Source organism: Acidovorax sp. Root267, from assembly GCF_001429215.1.
Lineage (GTDB): Bacteria > Pseudomonadota > Gammaproteobacteria > Burkholderiales > Burkholderiaceae_C > Acidovorax > Acidovorax radicis.
In genome coordinates this window covers 100,330-118,210 of the sequence record NZ_LMJC01000034.1, presented here as the reverse complement: position 1 = coordinate 118,210, position 17,881 = coordinate 100,330, and the positions used below count along the sequence as shown (strand labels likewise).

General features: G+C 63.0%; 12 protein-coding genes. 4 read left to right on the top strand and 8 right to left on the bottom strand.

What is annotated here, in order from left to right:
• The first annotated feature begins 222 nt into the window (after window positions 1-222).
• Entirely contained in the window at window positions 223-2,082 is a 1,860-nt protein-coding gene (locus tag ASE39_RS25070) for a M48 family metallopeptidase (protein ID WP_057272909.1), read from the top strand.
• Between the two features lie 186 nt (window positions 2,083-2,268).
• Here ASE39_RS25070 and ASE39_RS25065 read toward each other — a convergent pair whose 3' ends face one another.
• From ASE39_RS25065 to hemC, 8 genes are all read right to left on the bottom strand, one after another.
• Window positions 2,269-2,892, bottom strand: coding sequence for a VOC family protein (locus ASE39_RS25065; RefSeq protein WP_010459870.1), 624 nt, complete (start codon window positions 2,890-2,892; stop codon window positions 2,269-2,271).
• Window positions 2,893-3,129: 237 nt separating this feature from the next.
• Window positions 3,130-3,708: a YceI family protein gene (locus ASE39_RS25060; protein ID WP_057272908.1), complete on the bottom strand. Its 579-nt coding sequence runs from the start codon at window positions 3,706-3,708 to the stop codon at window positions 3,130-3,132.
• A 95-nt stretch (window positions 3,709-3,803) separates the two neighbouring features.
• Window positions 3,804-4,382 carry a YceI family protein gene (locus ASE39_RS25055; protein ID WP_057272907.1) on the bottom strand — a complete coding sequence of 193 codons (579 nt, stop codon included), beginning with the start codon at window positions 4,380-4,382 and terminating at the stop codon, window positions 3,804-3,806.
• A 168-nt stretch (window positions 4,383-4,550) separates the two neighbouring features.
• The gene (locus ASE39_RS25050; protein WP_010459864.1) at window positions 4,551-5,129 is read right to left on the bottom strand and encodes a cytochrome b; all 579 of its coding nucleotides are present in this window, start codon (window positions 5,127-5,129) and stop codon (window positions 4,551-4,553) included.
• Between the two features lie 355 nt (window positions 5,130-5,484).
• Entirely contained in the window at window positions 5,485-6,762 is a 1,278-nt protein-coding gene (locus ASE39_RS25045; protein WP_057272906.1) for a heme biosynthesis HemY N-terminal domain-containing protein, read from the bottom strand.
• A gap of 4 nt (window positions 6,763-6,766) precedes the next feature.
• Window positions 6,767-7,852: a uroporphyrinogen-III C-methyltransferase gene (locus tag ASE39_RS25040; protein ID WP_057272905.1), complete on the bottom strand. Its 1,086-nt coding sequence runs from the start codon at window positions 7,850-7,852 to the stop codon at window positions 6,767-6,769.
• Window positions 7,849-8,661 carry a uroporphyrinogen-III synthase gene (locus tag ASE39_RS25035; protein ID WP_057272967.1) on the bottom strand — a complete coding sequence of 271 codons (813 nt, stop codon included), beginning with the start codon at window positions 8,659-8,661 and terminating at the stop codon, window positions 7,849-7,851. Before ASE39_RS25035 ends, ASE39_RS25040 begins: the two co-directional genes overlap by 4 nt.
• A gap of 16 nt (window positions 8,662-8,677) precedes the next feature.
• A complete protein-coding gene (hemC, locus tag ASE39_RS25030) occupies window positions 8,678-9,610 on the bottom strand; it encodes a hydroxymethylbilane synthase (protein WP_057272904.1) in 933 nt (310 codons plus the stop codon).
• Between the two features lie 132 nt (window positions 9,611-9,742).
• Between hemC and ppc the strand changes: the two genes are divergently transcribed.
• The 3 genes from ppc (at window position 9,743) to ASE39_RS26695 (ending at window position 17,817) form a co-directional block, all read left to right on the top strand.
• On the top strand, window positions 9,743-12,532 hold the full coding sequence (gene ppc / locus ASE39_RS25025; protein ID WP_010459854.1) for a phosphoenolpyruvate carboxylase: 2,790 nt from the start codon (window positions 9,743-9,745) through the stop codon (window positions 12,530-12,532).
• A gap of 1,716 nt (window positions 12,533-14,248) precedes the next feature.
• A complete protein-coding gene (locus ASE39_RS25020) occupies window positions 14,249-17,449 on the top strand; it encodes an RHS repeat-associated core domain-containing protein (RefSeq protein ID WP_057272903.1) in 3,201 nt (1,066 codons plus the stop codon).
• Window positions 17,440-17,817, top strand: a complete 378-nt coding sequence (locus ASE39_RS26695; protein ID WP_140426884.1) for a hypothetical protein — start codon at window positions 17,440-17,442, stop codon at window positions 17,815-17,817. Before ASE39_RS25020 ends, ASE39_RS26695 begins: the two co-directional genes overlap by 10 nt.
• The last annotated feature ends 64 nt before the right edge of the window (window positions 17,818-17,881 follow it).

Below are 17,881 nucleotides of genomic sequence, written 5' to 3'. Positions count from 1 at the left end.
CTTGTCGCTGGACCGGCCCGCTGTGGCGTCTTGATAATCCCGCCCGGTGGAGCGAGAGAGAGCCCCTGGAGAGGAGGGGCGTGGCTCCATGCGTTTATCCGGGTCAAAAAACATAAGACTTCCGCAAATCGGGATGCAACAGCCACCTCGCCTTGGGGTGATCCGCTTGCTTGAGCCTTGTTTTGCGCAAGTCATGAAACATACAACCAATCGGTCCCATTCATGAATCTTCAATCCGCACTCCGCGTGGGCCTGGCCAAGGTCTTTGTCTATGCGCTGCTGGCGCTTTTCCTCATCCCTGCGGTGACCTATGGGTTCACCCTCTACGCCCAGCACGACCAGGACGCGAGCTTTGTGGCCGGCATCAGCCAGCGCATCGACGCCGAAAAGGGCATGCCTCCCGCCGAGAAGCAGGCGCGCAAGGACTACTACCGCAGCAACCCACCCTCCACCATTTGCGACAACACCTCGCCCGAGGCTCAGGACTACCGCGAAGCCCTGTGCGAGCGCTACTCCGACGTGTGGCAGTTCCACATGGCACGCCTGGTGTCGTTCTGGACCCTGGTGGCCGGCGGCGTGCTGCTGCTGGCCGTGCTGGGCCTGGGCGCACTGGCCTTTGCCGACCGCACGCTGCAGTACACCAGCTTTGTGACCGGCTGGCGCTTGACCACCTATGCCAGCGCCGCCGCGCTGCTGGTGCAAGGGGCGATGGCAGTGTGGCTGTCGTTCTGGGTGACGGCATTCTTCTTTCACAAGTATTCGCCCAAGCTCGTGCTTCTCGTGGGTTTTGTGGTGTCGGCGGGCGTGCTGGTGGCGGTGAGGGGCATCTTCAAACGGGTGGAGTCCAGCAACCAGGCCGTGGGCGAACTGGTGTCCGAAGACGATGCACCCCTGCTGTGGAAGCGCATCCGCCACATGGCCCAGCGCCTCAAGACCGAGCCGCCCCAGCACATCGTGGCCGGCATCGACGCCAATTTTTTCGTGACCGAGGCGCCGCTCACAGTGGGCAACCAGACGCTCACAGGCCGCACGCTGTTTGTCAGCTTGCCCCTGCTGCGCATCCTGGACCAGGCCGAAGCCGATGCCGTGTTCGGCCATGAGCTGGCCCACCTGCGTGGCGGCGATACCCAGAGCAGCGCCCGGCTGGGCCCCAAGCTCGTGCAGTACGACCACTACCGGCACGCCATGCGCACGGGCGGGCTCACGGTCATGGTCTCGCCGCTGCTGGACCTGTATCGGATGATCTTTGAGATCGCGCTGGCGCGCGACAGCCGCGAGCGTGAGTTCAAGGCCGACCGGCTGGCCGCCAAGCTCATTTCGCCTGCGGCCATTGCGCAGTCGCTGGTGAAGATCGCGGCCTACGCGCAGTACCGCTACAAGATCGAGACTGAGCTGTTTGGCCGCAATGAGCGGCACGACGACACCACGCTGGGCATCGCCCGCTTTGTGGCACAGGGGCTGGCACCCTATGCGGCCTCCGATGATTTTCTGGACGCCATGAAAACGGCTAATGTGCCGCACCCCTTTGACACGCACCCCGCGATGCCAGAGCGCCTGCGCAACGTGGGCATGGCGCTGAAAGAGCAGGACTACGGCGCCATCGCCGTGCGTGCGCCTGCCGCCACCTGGGTGCAGGAGATCCTGACGGCCGATGCGATCGAGCAGCGCCTGTGGAGCGACTACGAGCAGCAGTTCGCGCAAGACCACGAGCGCAGCCTTGCCTACCGCTACGAGCCCGCCACCGATGAAGAGCGCGCACTGGTGCTGCGCTACTTTCCACCCGTGGTGTTTGCGCTCAAGGGGGACAACACCGTAGAGGTCAGCATCGAGGGCATCCGCACGAGCGCCGACGAGACCACCGTGTTCTGGGATGCGGTGAAGGCGCTCGAATACAAAGAGAGCAGCTTTGGCAACGCGTTGATCGTGACCCACCCCGAGAAAAATGCCCTGGGCCTGGGCGCCAAGACCAGCAAGATCAAACTGGCTGGCCTGAAGAAGGAAAAAGACTCCTTCAACGCCACGGTGGGCCACTACTGGCAGCGCCACCAGATCATGCGGGCACAACAGCAACAGGAAGCATGATCCGCACGAGGGAGGTGCCTGGCCATCTCCCCTGCGTCTGAGGGTGAGGTTGCTTCTGTATTGATAGCTAAAAAATCAATACAGAAAAGCGCTGGTGGCTATTTTTTCAATTCTTTGGCGGATTGGCACCCGACAATTTCACGCCAGCCTCTTTGCCGGGAACCCCGTGGCCCCCGACGCAGGTTCTTACGGCTGCGCAAACTCCGGCCGATCATTCTGCTGCGGCTTGAGCGGCTCTACCGCCTTGCCTTCGGCGCGCTCCTTGCGCCACTGCTGCTTGCGCGCCGTCCACTCGTTCAGGCGGGCGTGGGCCACGGTGCTGTCCTTGGCCATCTGTGCTTCGTCCGCCAGCTGGGCCGACAGTTCGAGGCGGATGCCGTTCGGGTCGAAGAAATAGATGCTGTGGAAGATGTGGTGGTCCGTCACACCCAGCACCTCGATGCCGTGGGCCTCCAGGCGCTTCTTGGTGTTCTCCAGCTCTTGCACGGTGTCCACGCGGAAAGCAATGTGGTTGACCCACAGCGGAGTGTTGGGCGAAGGCTCGGCCTTCACGTCGTCGCCCAGGTCGAAGAAGGCGATGAACGAGCCGTCCCGCAGGCGAAAGAAGAAGTGCGTGTAAGGGCAGTATTCACCCGTGCTGGGCACGTAGTCGCTCTGGATGATGTGGTACAGCGGCAGGCCCAGGATGTCCTCGTAGAACTGGCGCGTCTCCTCGGCATCACGCGCCTTGTAGGCGTAGTGGTGCAACTGCTGGATGGCGGCCGGCGGGGGAAGCGTGGCCAGGTCAGGGTTCTTCAGGACAGCGTTCATGCAGAGTCTCCTCGAATTGGTTTTGCAATTCTACTATTCGTAATTGATTTACGTTAAGTTAATTTTTGACTGATCTGTGGCATGCGCTGCATCCGCAGGGGACGTAACGGACTGCCAAAGAAAAAGCCACCTGCAGCATCGCTGCTGCGGGTGGCTTCTTGTTCTTGCACTGAGGGGCAGGGGGCGCCGCGCATCCCCTGCTGCCTTTGCGCTGTGCGGCTTTACTGCTTCACTGCTTCACTGCTTCACGGCTTCGATCTGCACCACCAGGCGTACGTTCTTGGGGAAGCCCCATTCCACGCCGTAGTTCATGCCCCACTGGGTGCGGTCGATGGTCGTTTCAAAGTCGCCGCCGCACACTTCGCGCTTGAGCATGGGGCTGTCGTAGCAGTTGAACTGCGTGGCCTTCAGCGTCACGGGGGCGGTCTTGCCCAGCAGCGTGAGCTGGCCGGTCACTTCGCTGACCTTGTCGCCGTTGAAGCTGAACTTGTCGGACACGAACTTGATGGTGGGGTGCTTGGCGGCATCGAACAGGTCGGCGCTTTGCAGGTGCTTGTCAAAGGGAGGCGTGCCCGAGTTCACCGAAGTGGTGTCGATGGTGATGTCCACCTTGCCATTCTTGGCTGCGCGGTCGAACTCCACCGTGCCTTGCTTCTTGTCGAAGCGGGCGCGGTTGGTGGTGGCGCCGAAGTGGCCAATCTCGAACGTCACAAAGGTGTGTGTGGGGTCGATGGCGTAGTTGGCGGCCTGGGCCGCACCGGCGGTCATGGCGGTGGCAGCGGCCACGACGAGCAGGGAGAACAGGGACTTGCGCATGGGTGAATACTCCTGAATAGAGACGACAGAGGAAAAACGCGGAACGAAACCGAAAACAAAAACGAGTGAAACGCTGGTGGGCGGGGACTCGGGTGCTAAAGCTTGGCCACCCCAGTCAGCGCGAGCTTGAACTTGACCGTCACGTCGTCGGCCACCATCGAGGTATCGGCCCACTCGTTCTCGCCGATCTTGAACGCCAGGCGCTTGATGGGCAGCGTGCCGGTGGCCGTGGTGGTGGCGCCGCTCTGGACGAGGGCCACGGGCACGACCACGTTCTGCGCGTTGCCCTTGATGGTGAGCTTGCCCGCCACCTCGAACTTGCCACCGCCCAGCGCCTTGATGCTGGACGATTCGAACTGCGCCTGCGGGAACTTGGGCACGTTGAACCAGGTGGGCTTGGGCAGCTCGGCATCGGTCTCGCGCGATCCCAGCGTGGCGCTGCCGGTATCGACCGTGAGCGCGATCTTGCTGGTTGCCAGCTTGGCCGGGTCAAACGCCACCTGGGCGCTGAACGTCTTGAAGTGGCCGTCCAGCGGCACACCCATCTGGCGCGCGGTGAACTGCACTTCGCTTTGGGCGGGCACCAGTTGTTGCTGGGCCAGGGCGGCCTGGGCGCCCATGGCAAGGGCGGCGCCCAGCACGATGCGGGACAGGGTGGAAGAAGACAGGTTCATTCGAAAACTCCGTTCAAAAGACAGAAAAGAGAAGGTGGGGCGGTCAGCTGGTGCATGACAGGTGCGCATCCGCCAGTGCATCCGTGGAACCGGCTTTGCCGGGCCACCGGGTGCGTCCCCCTCCCGCAGGAGAAGGGGAGGACGCGAAGCGGTTCAGAGGGGGGGGCCTCATCTACCAGGCAGCATCCGCGAGAGCAGGCCGTCGCGGTCCACGATCTGGTGCTTGAGCGCGCCCGCGATGTGCAGCACCACCAGGCCCGCCATCGCAAATGCGGTGATCTGGTGCCAGGGTTTGATGGCCTCGGCCAGTTCCTTGCTCACGGGTACGAAGTCGGGCAGCTGCCAGAGGCCCAGGAACACGATGGGGAACCCAGCGGCCGAGCTGTAGGCCCAGCCAATCAGCGGCACGGCAAAAAAAAGCGCATAGAGCAGCCCGTGCGTGGCGTGGTGCGCCAGCTTTTGCCAGCCCGGCATGGCCTTTTCGATGGCTGGCGGCAAGGCCGGGGGCCGGTGCGTGGCGCGCCACAGCAGGCGCAGCACCGACAGCACGAGGAGGGTGACACCCGCCCATTTGTGCCAGTTGTAGAGCTTGAGCCGCTGCGGCGAAAACGGCAGGCCCGTCATGTAGATGCCCACGCCAAACAGCCCGATCAGCGCCAGGCCCAGCACCCAGTGCAAAAGCATGGCGGTGCGCGTGTAGCGGCGGGGCGGTGCGTCGGCGGCGGTGCGGGTGGCGGTGGCAGTCATCGGGAAAGAATGGGAGGGTCTGGCAAACAGGGTGCTGGGCGAACCTGCCAGCCCGTTCGGGGCTGACATCCGTCAAGCGATGGGGCAGTGTAGGAAGCCGTCGCCGCATTCGGCTTCAGGCAGATTGATGCTTCAATTCAAAAAAAATGAATTGATAGGGCCTGAGCGCTCAAAGTTCCCCAATGCTGTGCAAGTTGCACCTGCGCGCATTTGCGGGGGAGTGGCGGCGGTGAATGCACCAGGAATGCCCTGGTTGGGTGTGGCCCCCACCGTTGCGGTCTGGGCAGGCTGCGAGGGATGTTCTTTGGGCGGCAAAGGACGGCACTCGGAAAGCGCAGCCCCTGCAAAAGGCCGTTTACCGGCTGAGCGCGGCCTTCTTCCAGGCCTCGGCAGCGGCATTTTCGTCGCCGCGTTTCTCTGCCAGTTCTGCAAGGTGGCGCCAAGCGCTGGCCCGCAGGCTGCTGTCGCTCAGCTGCTGCGCCGCCTGCGTGAGGAGCTGGTGGGCCTTGCCCCACAGTTGGCGCTTGAGGCAGGCCATGCCCGCCAGGTACTGCAGGCGGGCGTCGCGCGGGTTGGCCTGCTGGGCTGATTCGATGCGGGCCAGCCAGGGGGCGTCGAGCGCATCCAGCCCCGCCTCCAGCGCGCGGACCAGCTTCAGCGCATGGTGTTCGGCCAGTGCGTCGGGCAGGTCCACCATGCGGTCCCACACGGGCAGCAGCCAGGCGCGCACCTGCGTGGCATCGCCGCCCAGGGCGGCCAGCCGCTGCGCGGCGTGGATGGCCAGCTCGGGCATGCTGCGCTCGGACGACTCCAGCGACATCCAGGTCTGCTGCAGCTGTGCGGTGTCGTGTGCGCTGTTGATGAGTTCGATGGCCAGGCCCCGCACGATGCTCTGGGCCGCTGCGGGCGAGAACGCACGGTGCTTGCCCAGCAAGCGCGCGGTGTCCAGCGCGTCCTGCGTCTGGCGTGCCAGGCGCGTGGCCTTGAGCTTGATGCGCAGCGACAGCGTGCGCCGGGCGGCACCCTGCGGCAGGGCGGCCAGGCGGTCGAGCGCAGCGTTGGCATCGCGGTCGTCCAGCGACCAGCGGGCGGCACGCATCTGGGCGCCCTCGCGCATTTCCTGCTCGTTCACGCTGCCGCGCAGCGGCGCCTCCTGCAAGGCGTCCTGCAGATGGCTTTCGCGCGTGGCGCTGTCTTGCAGGGCGTGCGATGCCTCGGCGGCAATCATGTGGGCCAGGGCGCGCAGCTGGCGGCCGTGGGGCACGGCCTCCCCGGCGCTGGCCAGCGCGTGTTCTTGTGACAACGCGGCCACCGCCGCCTTGCGCGAGCGGATGAAACGGCCACCCAGCATGTGGGTCAGGGCATCCAGCAAGGCCGCGTGCATGGTGCGCTCCTTTTGCTGCACGCGCCAGCGGCGGGCCTGGTGTGGCAGTTCCAGCAGCGCCGCCAGGGCGCGCAGAGCCGCGTAGACGGTGACGAAGCCGCCCACCAGCAGCAGCACCACCATATTCAGCGACAGGTCGATGCGGTAGGGCGGCCAGTACAGGGTGACGGTGCCCTGGTTGTTGCCCGCGAACAGCGCGGCCGCCACGGCCACGCCAAACAATGCCAAAAGCCAGAGTGCTGCGCGCATGTCGTCAGCGTCCAGCAGCAGCGGTAGCCAGCGCAGAGAGCGTTTCGTCCAGGCGCGGCTGCTCGGCCGCCTTCATGCTGGCCTGGGCGGTCTGCAGCGTGCTGGCCGCGTTCTGCGTGCGGCGCGAGGCCGGGTCGAAGTATTTGTTCAGTGCCACCGTGGCGGCCGCCAGGTCGGCGCGGGCCGATTCAAACTGGCGCGCCAGCACGCCCAGGCGCGCGTTGAGCAGCTTGAGCTTGAGGTTCTCGCGCAGGAAGAAGGTCTGCTCGGGCGCCAGCAGAATCGCCTCGGGCTGGTCGATGCGGCTCACCCGCACCAGGCCCCGGGCCTCGTCGCGCACCACCTCCCAGCTGCGCTGCAGGGCGGCCTGCCACCAGGCCAGGTTGCCCTGGTTGGGTGGCGGGGTGCCTTCTGGGGCGGGTGTTGCGGCCAGGCGGCGCGTGGCGGCGGCCTGGGCCACGGCGTTGAGCACGGGCAGCTCGTCCACCTGGCGCACCAGGTCGTCCAGGCGGCCCAGCAGGCCGGCGGTGTCGGTTACCGTGGCGCGGGTCAGGCGGTCCAGGTCGCGGCCGATGGCGCGTTGCACGGGTGCCAGACGGGGCTGGGCGGCGCGTTCTATGCGCTGGTTGGCGCTTTTGAGGGCGGCCACCAGGGGCTCCAGGCTGCCGGTGAGCTGGGCCTGCTGCTGGGCCAGGCGAATGGCGGATTCGATGTCCACCACCAGGTTTTCATCGCGCGAGCGCGAAAGGCTTTGCATGAGTTCTTCGAGCTGGCTGCGCTGCAGTGCCACTTCGCTCACCCGCGCTTCGGCCACCGACAGGCGGGCGGCCGTCTCGCGCACCAGTTCTTCGGCCTGGCGCGCCATGGTGCGGGCCTCGATGGCCTGCGCGCCCGAGTCTGCAGACTGCCGGGCCAGTTGTTCCTGGATGGAGCTGAGCTTTTGCCACAGCAGGCCACTGCTCACCAGCGCTGCCGCGGCCACTGCGCCCAGCAGCAGCGTCACCGCACCGCCCCGGCCGGGGGCTGTGGGTGCCGCCATGGGCGCTGCGGGTGGTGCGGGGGGCAGTTCGTTGGGGGGCGCGGAGCTCATGCGGCCGATTCTATCGAGGCCACCACGTCTTCCAGCGCCGGACGGCATTCCCGCACCGTGCCAAATCCGGCTACGCGGGCCGCTTCGGCGATGCGCGGGTGGGTGGCCAGCGCGTGCGCGGCGCCCCAGTGCTGGCCTGGCAGGGCTTCGGCCAGGTGGGCCACGGCTTCAGAGCTGCTCAGCAGCCAGATGGAGCCGTCGTGCGCCGCCTGTTGCGCCAACGCCACCTCGTGCGCCGAAAAATGCGGTGCGCCGCGTTGGTAGACCACCACAAACTCCACTGTGCCGCCCGCCGCCTCGATCTGGCGTGCCAGCCAGTCGCGGCCGTTGCCTTGGCTTTCATGCACACCCTGGGGCGTGTCGGATCTCCCGCGCACGATCAGCACGCAGTCGCCGGGCCGTATCTGTGCAAAGACCTGCTGCCACAGCGCTTCCGAGTCGAACTGGGGGGCATCCGGCGCCGGGCCATCGATGCAGCCAGGCGGCACACCGGCCTGCTCCAGCGCTCGCGCCGTGCCGGGGCCAGGTGCCCATGCTCTTGTTTTTATAGCTGCTAGCGCTTGTCCATCAAGCGCTGGGGCCTTATTCGCCTCAAAAAAATGGACCACCGCATTGCCGCTGACAAACATCAGCGCCCGGTACTGCGAAAGCCGGGCATGCGCCAAGGTGAGTGCTTGCTCTGCCGCCGCATCACAGCAGGGGCCGATGGCGATGAGTGGCAGGGCCACGGCATCCACACCGCGCGCGCTCAGCAGCTTGACCCAGTGTGCAGCCTCGCGGGCGGGCCGCGTGACGATCACCCGGGGCATGGCTTGGCCAATCAATTCAGGGGTTCGGCGCCCGCGCGCCACCGGCACGCAGGCGCTGCGCAATCGCGTCGCCCAGCGCCTCGGCCTGTGCCAGCGTGGTGACGGCGGCGCTGGCCGCTGCGCGCACCAGCGGGGCCTGTGTGTCCACGTCGCCCCAGGCGGCGTCGAGCTGCAGCACGCCGTCGGTGAACGTGCCATGCGCCGCCAGCGGCATCGAGCAGCTGCCGCCCATGGCGCGGCTCACGGCGCGTTCTGCGGCCACGGTCAGCCAGGTGGGTTGGTGCGCAAGTGGCGCCAACGCGTCGATCAGGTCTTGTCGGTCGCTGCGCACCTCAATGCCCAAGGCGCCCTGGCCCGCCGCTGGCAACATGGCCGTGGGCGCAAACGCAGAGCGGATGCGGGATTCGAGCCCCAGGCGTTTCAGGCCCGCCGCCGCCAGCACGATGGCGTCGTACTGGCCTTCGTCCAGCTTGCGCAGGCGGGTGTCGAGGTTGCCGCGCAGCGGCTCGATCTTCAGGTCGGGCCGCAGGGCCTGCAGCAGCACCTGGCGGCGCAGGCTGGAGGTGCCCACCACTGCACCCTGGGGCAGGGCATCAATGTTCGGGTAGTTGGGTGACACAAACGCATCGCGCGGGTCTTCGCGCTCCATCACGCAGGCCAGGGCAAAACCGTCGGGCAGCTCCATGGGCACATCCTTGAGCGAATGCACGGCAATGTGCGCGCGGCCTTCTTCCAGCGCCACCTCCAGCTCTTTCACAAACAGGCCCTTGCCGCCCACCTTGCTGAGCGAGCGGTCCAGGATCTGGTCGCCCTTGGTGGTCATGCCCAGCAGCTCCACCGTGTGGCCCCGTGCGCGCAAAAGAGCCTGTACATGCTCGGCCTGCCACAGCGCCAGGCGGCTCTCTCGGGTGGCAATGACGATGGAAAGGGGGGAATGGGCGAGGCTCAAGTTCGTAACCTGTTTGTAATCATTCAGGGGCGGGCGATGCTAGCATGCGCCCGCACTGGGGCCGGTGCGCCCCGGGGGATGCGGGGGCAGGCGGCGCCAGGTCACCTACCCACCTCCGGAGACCCACGCACCATGAAACGATCCGACAAGGACCAGCCCCTGATTGACGACATCCGCCTGCTTGGCCGTATTCTGGGCGATGTGATCCGGGACCAGGAGGGCGTGGCCGCCTACGAATTGGTCGAGCAGGTGCGCAAGCTTTCGGTGGCCTTCCGCCGTGATGCCGACCAGGAGGCCGACCGCGCGCTCAAGAAGCTGCTCAAGTCCCTGTCGGGCGACCAGACGGTGAGCGTGATCCGCGCCTTCACCTACTTCAGTCACCTGGCCAACCTGGCCGAAGACCGCCACCACATCCGCCGCCGCGCCGTGCACGAACGCGCGGGCGACACGCAAGAGGGCAGCATCGAAGTCGCCTTGTCGCGCCTGCGCTGGGCTGGCATTGCGCCCAAGACCATCTCGCAGACGCTGGCGGGCAGCTACGTGGCCCCCGTGCTCACTGCCCACCCCACCGAGGTGCAGCGCAAGAGCATTCTGGACGCCGAGCGCGACATCGCCCAGCTGCTCGCTACGCGCGACGACATCCAGGTGCGCGCCCAGCTCTACAACAGCGCCAAAGACGCACTCACCCCCCGCGAGCTGGCCGCCAACGAAGCCCTGCTGCGCGCCCGGGTGGCCCAGCTGTGGCAAACGCGCCTGCTGCGCTACAGCAAGCTGACCGTGGCCGACGAGATCGAGAACGCGCTGTCGTATTACGAAGCCACCTTCCTGCGCGAGATCCCCAAGATCTACGCCGACCTGGAAAACGAGCTGGGCCAGTACCCCGTGCACAGCTTTCTGCGCATGGGCCAGTGGATTGGTGGCGACCGCGACGGCAACCCCAACGTGACGGCGCAAACCCTGCGCTACGCCCTGGGCCGCCAGGCCGAGGTGGCCCTGCGCCACTACCTGACCGAGGTGCACTACCTGGGCGGCGAGCTGTCGCTGTCGGCCCGCCTGGTGCAGGTGTCCGCCGAGATGGAGGCGCTGGCCCAGCGCTCGCCCGACACCAACGAACACCGCGTGGACGAGCCCTACCGCCGCGCCCTCACCGGCATTTATGCGCGCCTCGCAGCGTCGCTGAAGGACTTGACCGGCGGCGAGGCCGCACGCCACGCCGTGGCCCCGCAAAACGCCTACGGCAGCGCAGATGAATTCCTGGCCGACCTGCGTGTGATCGAAGCGTCATTGAAGTCGCACCACGGCGAAGCCCTGGCCGCAGAGCGCCTGCACCCGCTGATCCGCGCCGTGCAGGTGTTCGGCTTTCACCTCGCCACGGTGGACCTGCGCCAAAGCTCCGACAAACATGAAGAAGTGGTGGCCGAGCTGCTGGCCACGGCCCGCATCGAGCCTCACTACGCAGGCTTGCAGGAAGCCGCCAAGCGCGCATTACTCATCAAGCTGCTCAACGACGCCCGCCCGCTGCGCGTGGTGGGGGCCCAGTATTCGGCCCATGCCCAGGGCGAGCTGGCCATCTTCGAAACCGCCCGCGTGATGCGCGAGCGCTTCGGCCACGAGGCCATCCGCCACTACATCATCAGCCACACCGAAACGGTGAGCGACCTGCTCGAAGTGCTGCTGCTGCAAAAGGAAGTGGGCCTGATGAGCGGCACCCTGGATGCCGAGTCCAAGAACCACCTCATCGTGGTGCCCCTGTTCGAGACCATCGAAGACCTGCGCAATGCCGCGCCCATCATGCGCGAGTTCTATGCGCTGCCCGGCGTGGCCGCCCTGGTGCAGCGCAGCGGCGGCGAGCAGGACATCATGCTGGGCTACAGCGACAGCAACAAGGACGGCGGCATCTTCACCAGCAACTGGGAGCTGTACCGCGCCGAGATCGCGCTGGTGGAGTTGTTTGACGAACTGGCCACCAGCCACGGCATCCAGCTGCGCATGTTCCACGGCCGGGGCGGCACCGTGGGCCGGGGCGGCGGCCCCAGCTACCAGGCCATCCTGGCCCAACCCCCCGGCACCGTGCGTGGCCAGATCCGCCTGACGGAGCAGGGCGAAGTCATCGCGTCGAAATACGCCAACCCCGAGATCGGCCGCCGCAACCTCGAAACCCTGGTGGCCGCCACGCTCGAAGCCACGCTGCTGCAGCCCACCAAGCCCGCCACCAAGGCCTTTCTGGATGCCGCCGCGCAGCTCTCGCTGGCCAGCATGGGCAGCTACCGCGCGCTGGTGTACGAGACCCCGGGCTTCACCGAGTATTTCTTCAACTCCACCCCCATCCGCGAGATCGCCGAGCTCAACATCGGCTCCCGCCCCGCCAGCCGCAAGGCCAGCCAGAAGATCGAAGACCTGCGCGCCATCCCCTGGGGCTTCAGCTGGGGCCAGTGCCGCCTCACGCTGCCCGGCTGGTACGGCTTTGGCTCGGCCGTCGATGCGTTTGTGAACCTGGAAGGCAAAGACCCCAAGACCCAGCTGGCCCTGCTGCAAAAGATGTACCGCCAATGGCCGTTCTTCCGCACGCTGCTGTCCAACATGGACATGGTGCTGGCCAAAAGCGACCTGGCCCTGGCCTCACGCTACAGCGAACTCGTGACCGACGCACGCCTGCGCAAAAAGGTGTTCACCAGCATCGAAGCCGAATGGCACCGCACGGCCGACGCCCTCACGCGCATCACCGGCGAAAAACAGCGCCTCACGCACAACGCGGCCCTGGCCCGCTCCATCAAACACCGCTTTCCGTACATCGACCCACTGCACCACTTGCAAGTGGAACTGGTGCGCCGCTGGCGCGCGGGGCAGGGGGATGAACGGGTGCAGACGGGGATTCATATTTCCATTAATGGGATTGCTGCGGGGTTGAGGAATACGGGATAAACCAGAATGGCGCTGCGGCGGGTGGCTGGGTATTCCCATTTCATGGTCGAAATGCGGTGGAATCCGCAGCTATGCGCAAAGTCGTAGGGCCTGGTGGGTGGCAAAAATAAGCAGCCTATTTAAGAATAGTTGCAAGGAAATAAATAAAATGGAGAGGGTCGTATGAGGATTTATTTTTCTGCAGCAATTTTTTTGTTGTTCAAAAAATTATTCAAAAGCAGAGTTGCACGATTGATTTTGATAGGGTTGGCGATTTCCGCTGGATCAATTGGCAATGTTGCTGCCCAAACTCGGTACGATTCGGTTTGTCTTGAAACAAATTCGAAAGGACGGAATCACTGTCTTCTCCATCCCACTGAATTTACGGATTGGGTTTACCGCTCTGGGATTCCCAGCGGGTCATTCTTTCCGACAGTGCAAGAGGTGGTTGAGAGCACCATAGCATATTGGACCAGGGGGATGACAAAACTCTGTGGTGTAAGTCACGAAATTGGTCCTGAAGAAATTGTTGTGGTAGACACGTTTGTTCAGTCGAGACAGCCTGTCAGGACAAAGCGTCTATTGCTTGCAAAAATATCCGTCGCTGATAGTACGGGGCGCTGCATGGAGCCTACTACTTATGGTGCCGATATTTGGGGAGATCGAACTGCCCAGTGTTCACCTTTTGCGGGGGCGTATTTCTCTGATATCAATTCATCGGGCTGTATGGCCAGTACCACTCGCTATCCGATGGCTTGCGATCTTTGTAATGCAGGTAAGGTTGGAAATCCTATTGTGCCGTCGATTCGTGAGAAGGTGGAAATTGTAAAAGACCTGGTTGACGAACGTCCTCATGCTCTTGAATTTACGCGTTTTTATCGCAGTCACCGTGTTCGCGACGCAGTGCTGTGGTTTGGAGGGAATTACGAGAATCTACACAAGGGTGATATAGGCGCAGGGTGGCTTCATAATCATGATTTCAATCTCACCTATACGCGAGTTCGCAAGGATGAGGGGGGTGCTTTTGATCAGATTCGCATACAGATGCCTGATGGATCACATCATTACTTCTTTCGAAAAAATGGCGGGTCTTATATTGCCAGAAATTCGCTTCATAGCCTAATTATTCAGCCAAATGGTGGTTGGTCGTTTGATGATATGGAGCAAGAAAGGCAATATATTTTCAATCGCAAAGGTCGAATCGTTCGGCAGACCCAGAGAAATGGCTGGACCACTGACTATTTTTACAAGGATGAAATCAAGCTGCTTCGGGTAGAGAATAATTTTGGGCGTTCGCTGGAGTTTTTCTATGATGCCTCTGATAAAATTGAATCCGTGCGCAGCTCCAGCGGCCAAACGGTTTCATTTGTCTATGATCGAGATAGATTAATTGCTGTTCGTAAAGCCGATGGCAATGCCATAGAGTATTTGTATGAACTAGCGTCCGCGCCAAGCCTGCTGACAGGTGTGTTGGATGAAAATCGCACAAGGATTTCCACGTTTCAATATGACTCCGAGGGGTGGGCTACTGCGACGGAGTCCGCAAGCGGTGTGAATAGATACCAGGTTCAGCCTGCAGAACCGGATAATTTCTGGGTGACTGACCCTCTGGGGACAAGAAGAAAGCTTTCATATTCACCCAGATTTAACTTGATGCTCTACTCGGGAACATCACTGGCCCCGGCATCGGGAGAAAAGCGCCCAGCAACCTCTATTAGCTACAACGCCCAAGGTCTCATGGACTTCAGCTACGACATGCTGTGGACCACGGACGGCGCCACCTGGGATACCACCCGGCGTCTACCCACCACGTATACCGAGGCTTCCAACCGGTCCGAAACCCGCACCACCACCACCGCCTGGCACCCACAGTTCCGTTCGCCCGCCACCATCACCGAACAGGGGCGGGTGATCAGCTACACCTATGACAGCAAGGGCAACCCGCTGTCGCAGACGGTTTCAGAAAGCGGTGCGGGCGGTGTGGCGCGCACCACCCGCTGGACCTACCATGCCACGGGCCTTGTGGCGACAGAGACAGCGCCCAACGGCGCCACCACCGGGTTCCAGTACGACAGCCTTGGCAACCTCACCAGCGCAACCAACGCTTTGGGCCATGTGGACACCTACACCCACGACGGCGCGGGCCGTGTGCTTACCCACACCGCGCCCAATGGGCTGGTGTCCACCTACACCTATGACCCATTGGGCAGGGTGCTCAGCGCTAATCGTGGTGGTTTGGTCACTGCATTTACTTACCGGCCCAGTGGTCAGATCGCCACCGCCACGCAGCCCCACGGTTACCAAGTCACCTTCGGGTATGACGCGGCCCAGCGCCTCACTAGCTGGAGCGACAACCGGGGCAACAGCGGCACCTATGAGCTGGACAACATGGGCAATCGCCTGAACGAAGAAGTTCGCAACGCCCAGGGGCAATTGGTTTGGAAGCTGGCGCGTACTATCAACAACATCAACCGCATAGCCAGCATGACCGTAGGTAGTGGCGCGGCGCCTACCGTCTACACCTATGACAACAATGGTGACCTCACCGGCAGCACCCAGGCCGTGGGTAGTGAGAGCCTTGCTACGCAGTCCACGCGCGACTATCTGGGGCGCGTGCGCTGGTTGGGGAACCCTCAAGTGGGGGGCGTCATACCCACCTACAACGCCTTGGACCAAGTCACCAAAGTCCTGGATGCCAAGAACGTAGCCACCACCTACACCCGCGACGCCCTGGGCAACGCCACCACAGAAACCAGCCCCGACAGCGGTGCCGAGAGCGCCCAGTACGACGCCCTGGGCCTGCCCAGCACCATCACCGACGCCCTGGGCCAAGCCACCACCATCGAACGCGACCTGCTGGGCCGCCCCACCCTCATCACCCACGCCGGAGGGCGCATCACCAGCCTGCGCTACGACCTCACGGCCACGGGTAAAGGGTTCCTGGGCGAGATCGTGGACGCCAGCGGCACCACCACCTACCAGCGCGACGCCCATGGCCGCGTCACCACCAAGACCCAGGTCCTGATCAATGGCGACACCCGCAGCGTCAGCTACGGCTACAACGCCCAGGGCCTGCTCGCCAGCACCACCTACCCCGGCGGGCAAGTGCTGCAAAACGTCTACGACACCACCGGCCAGATCACCGGCCTGACCTGGGCGGGCCAGCCGCTGGTCACCGGCATCACCTGGAACCCCCTGGGCCAGCCCACGGGCTGGAACTGGAGCCTGCCCGGGGGTGCGGCCGCCATCCCGGCCACCCGCAGCTACAACACCGCGGGCCAGGTGTCCAGCACCGAATTCAGCGGCTACCAGTACGACGCAGCGGGCCGCATCACAGCGATCAGCCAAGACCTGTGGCAGCCTGCCAGCACCAACCCCCAAGACAGCACCCTCAGCCACGCCACCAAGCTCTGGACCGTCAAGTACGACCTGGCGGGCCGCATCATCCAGTTTGGAGACACAGGGCGCACCACCACCTACACCTACGATGCCAACGGCAACCGTAAAACCAGCGTCCAGACCACCACCGTGGGCACCCCTGGCACCCTCAGCCGCACCTACGGCAGTGCCAGCACCCACAACCGCCTGCTGGGCTTTACGCAAACCACCACGGCGGGCAGCAACACCGCCAACACCAGCGTCACCTACCAATACAACAGCGCAGGCGACCTGCTGGGCGACGGCCTGACCACCTACCGCTACGACAGCGAAGGCCGCATGGAGAGCGCCAGCACCGGCCAAGGCGAAGACGCCCCCACCACCAAATACGCCCACAACGGCCTGGGCCAGCGCGTGTTCAAGACCGAGCCGCTGTACAGCAGCAGCACACCAAGCAGCGGCAGCAGTAGCAGCAACAAAAACCTGAACAACCTGCTGGCCGAAGACGACGACGGAGAAGAACACAGCAAGCAGGAACCAGCCCCCGGCCTCGTCCAGCAAATCCTCAACTTCTTCAGCAAACTCTGGAGCCCCAGCACCAGCGACGCCGAGAAACTGGGCTTTAGCTACGTGTACGCAGAAGACGGCAGCCTGCTGGGCGAATACGGCTCGGGCGGCACCAACAGCTCAGGCACCGCGCAATACATCTACCTGCCCACCGCCAGCGGCCCTATGCCGATAGCGGCAGTGATCAAGGGAACCGCCTACGCCGTCCACAGCGACCACCTGAACACCGCCCGCAAACTCACCCAGCCCGACGGCCAGGTGGCATGGCAGTGGGCGTACAGTGCGTTTGGAGACGAACAGCCCACCATTGGGGCCAAGCGATTCACCAGCGAGAGCACCACCCCCACCACGGGCGCCACCAGCATCCCGGAAGTCACCTTCAACCTGCGGTATCCGGGGCAGTACTTTGACCCCGAGACCAAGCTGCACTACAACTACTTCCGCACGTACGCGCCGAGCACGGGGCGGTATACGCAGGGGGATCCGATTGGATTGGATGGGGGGTGGAATCGGTTTGGGTATGTAGATGCCGACCCCCTGAGCTATTTTGATTCCTTCGGTCTTTGTCGGTGTGAAAACATTCTTGAGCAAGCTGAATTACTCAATAATGACTCTCGTTATTCGTTGCGTGCCCCGTATCGCCCCGGTCCAAATACCAATAAATGCAATACCTTCGTTGATGATGTTCTTGAATCAACTGGTGTTGCACCTCGGCGCAATTGGTTGAGCATGCCGATTAGTGCAGGAAAATGGGCAGACCCTACTGCAACCATACCGAATTTTCCGGTGGTGACTGATCCTCGACCGGGCGATATCGTCGCTATAGCTCGTTGGACACCTGACTCCTCGGGGCATGTAGCAATCGTGAAAGTTCCGGGGGTTTCGACAATTGGAGCGGGCACTGAAGCGGGCTCTCACACGACCAGTTGGCCTTGGGACTTAAACAAATTCCCCCAAGGAATCGCCGTATATAGGAGGTGCACGTGCCAGTGAATTCAATAAGTCGAAGTGCTCAAAAACATCTCTTTGTCAAATTGTTTTTTTTGATGGGGACTGTTTTTTTGTCAAGTTGTGAGTTAAAAAATAATGTACCTCCTGAGAAGTGGAGAATCAATTACTCCGGGAAGAAAATTTATGAATTGAAGTTGCTATTTGGCAAACCCGATGATGATGTTTCCGAAAAACAGTTTTTAAACTGGATTGATCGAGATGGAGGAGGCATGAAAATACTGAAGGTTGTTTGTGCTGATAAATGTAGCGACGATGAGTATCCCACTCAAATATTGTTTTATACATACTCCAATAATGGAAATAAATCAAAATACACCGTGATTTTTGATGGAGACGGAAGAGTTCGTTAGTTGAGGAACCTCAAGCAGAAGCGAGGAGGGAAAAGTACGGATTCAAAACTGAAGCGCAACATGC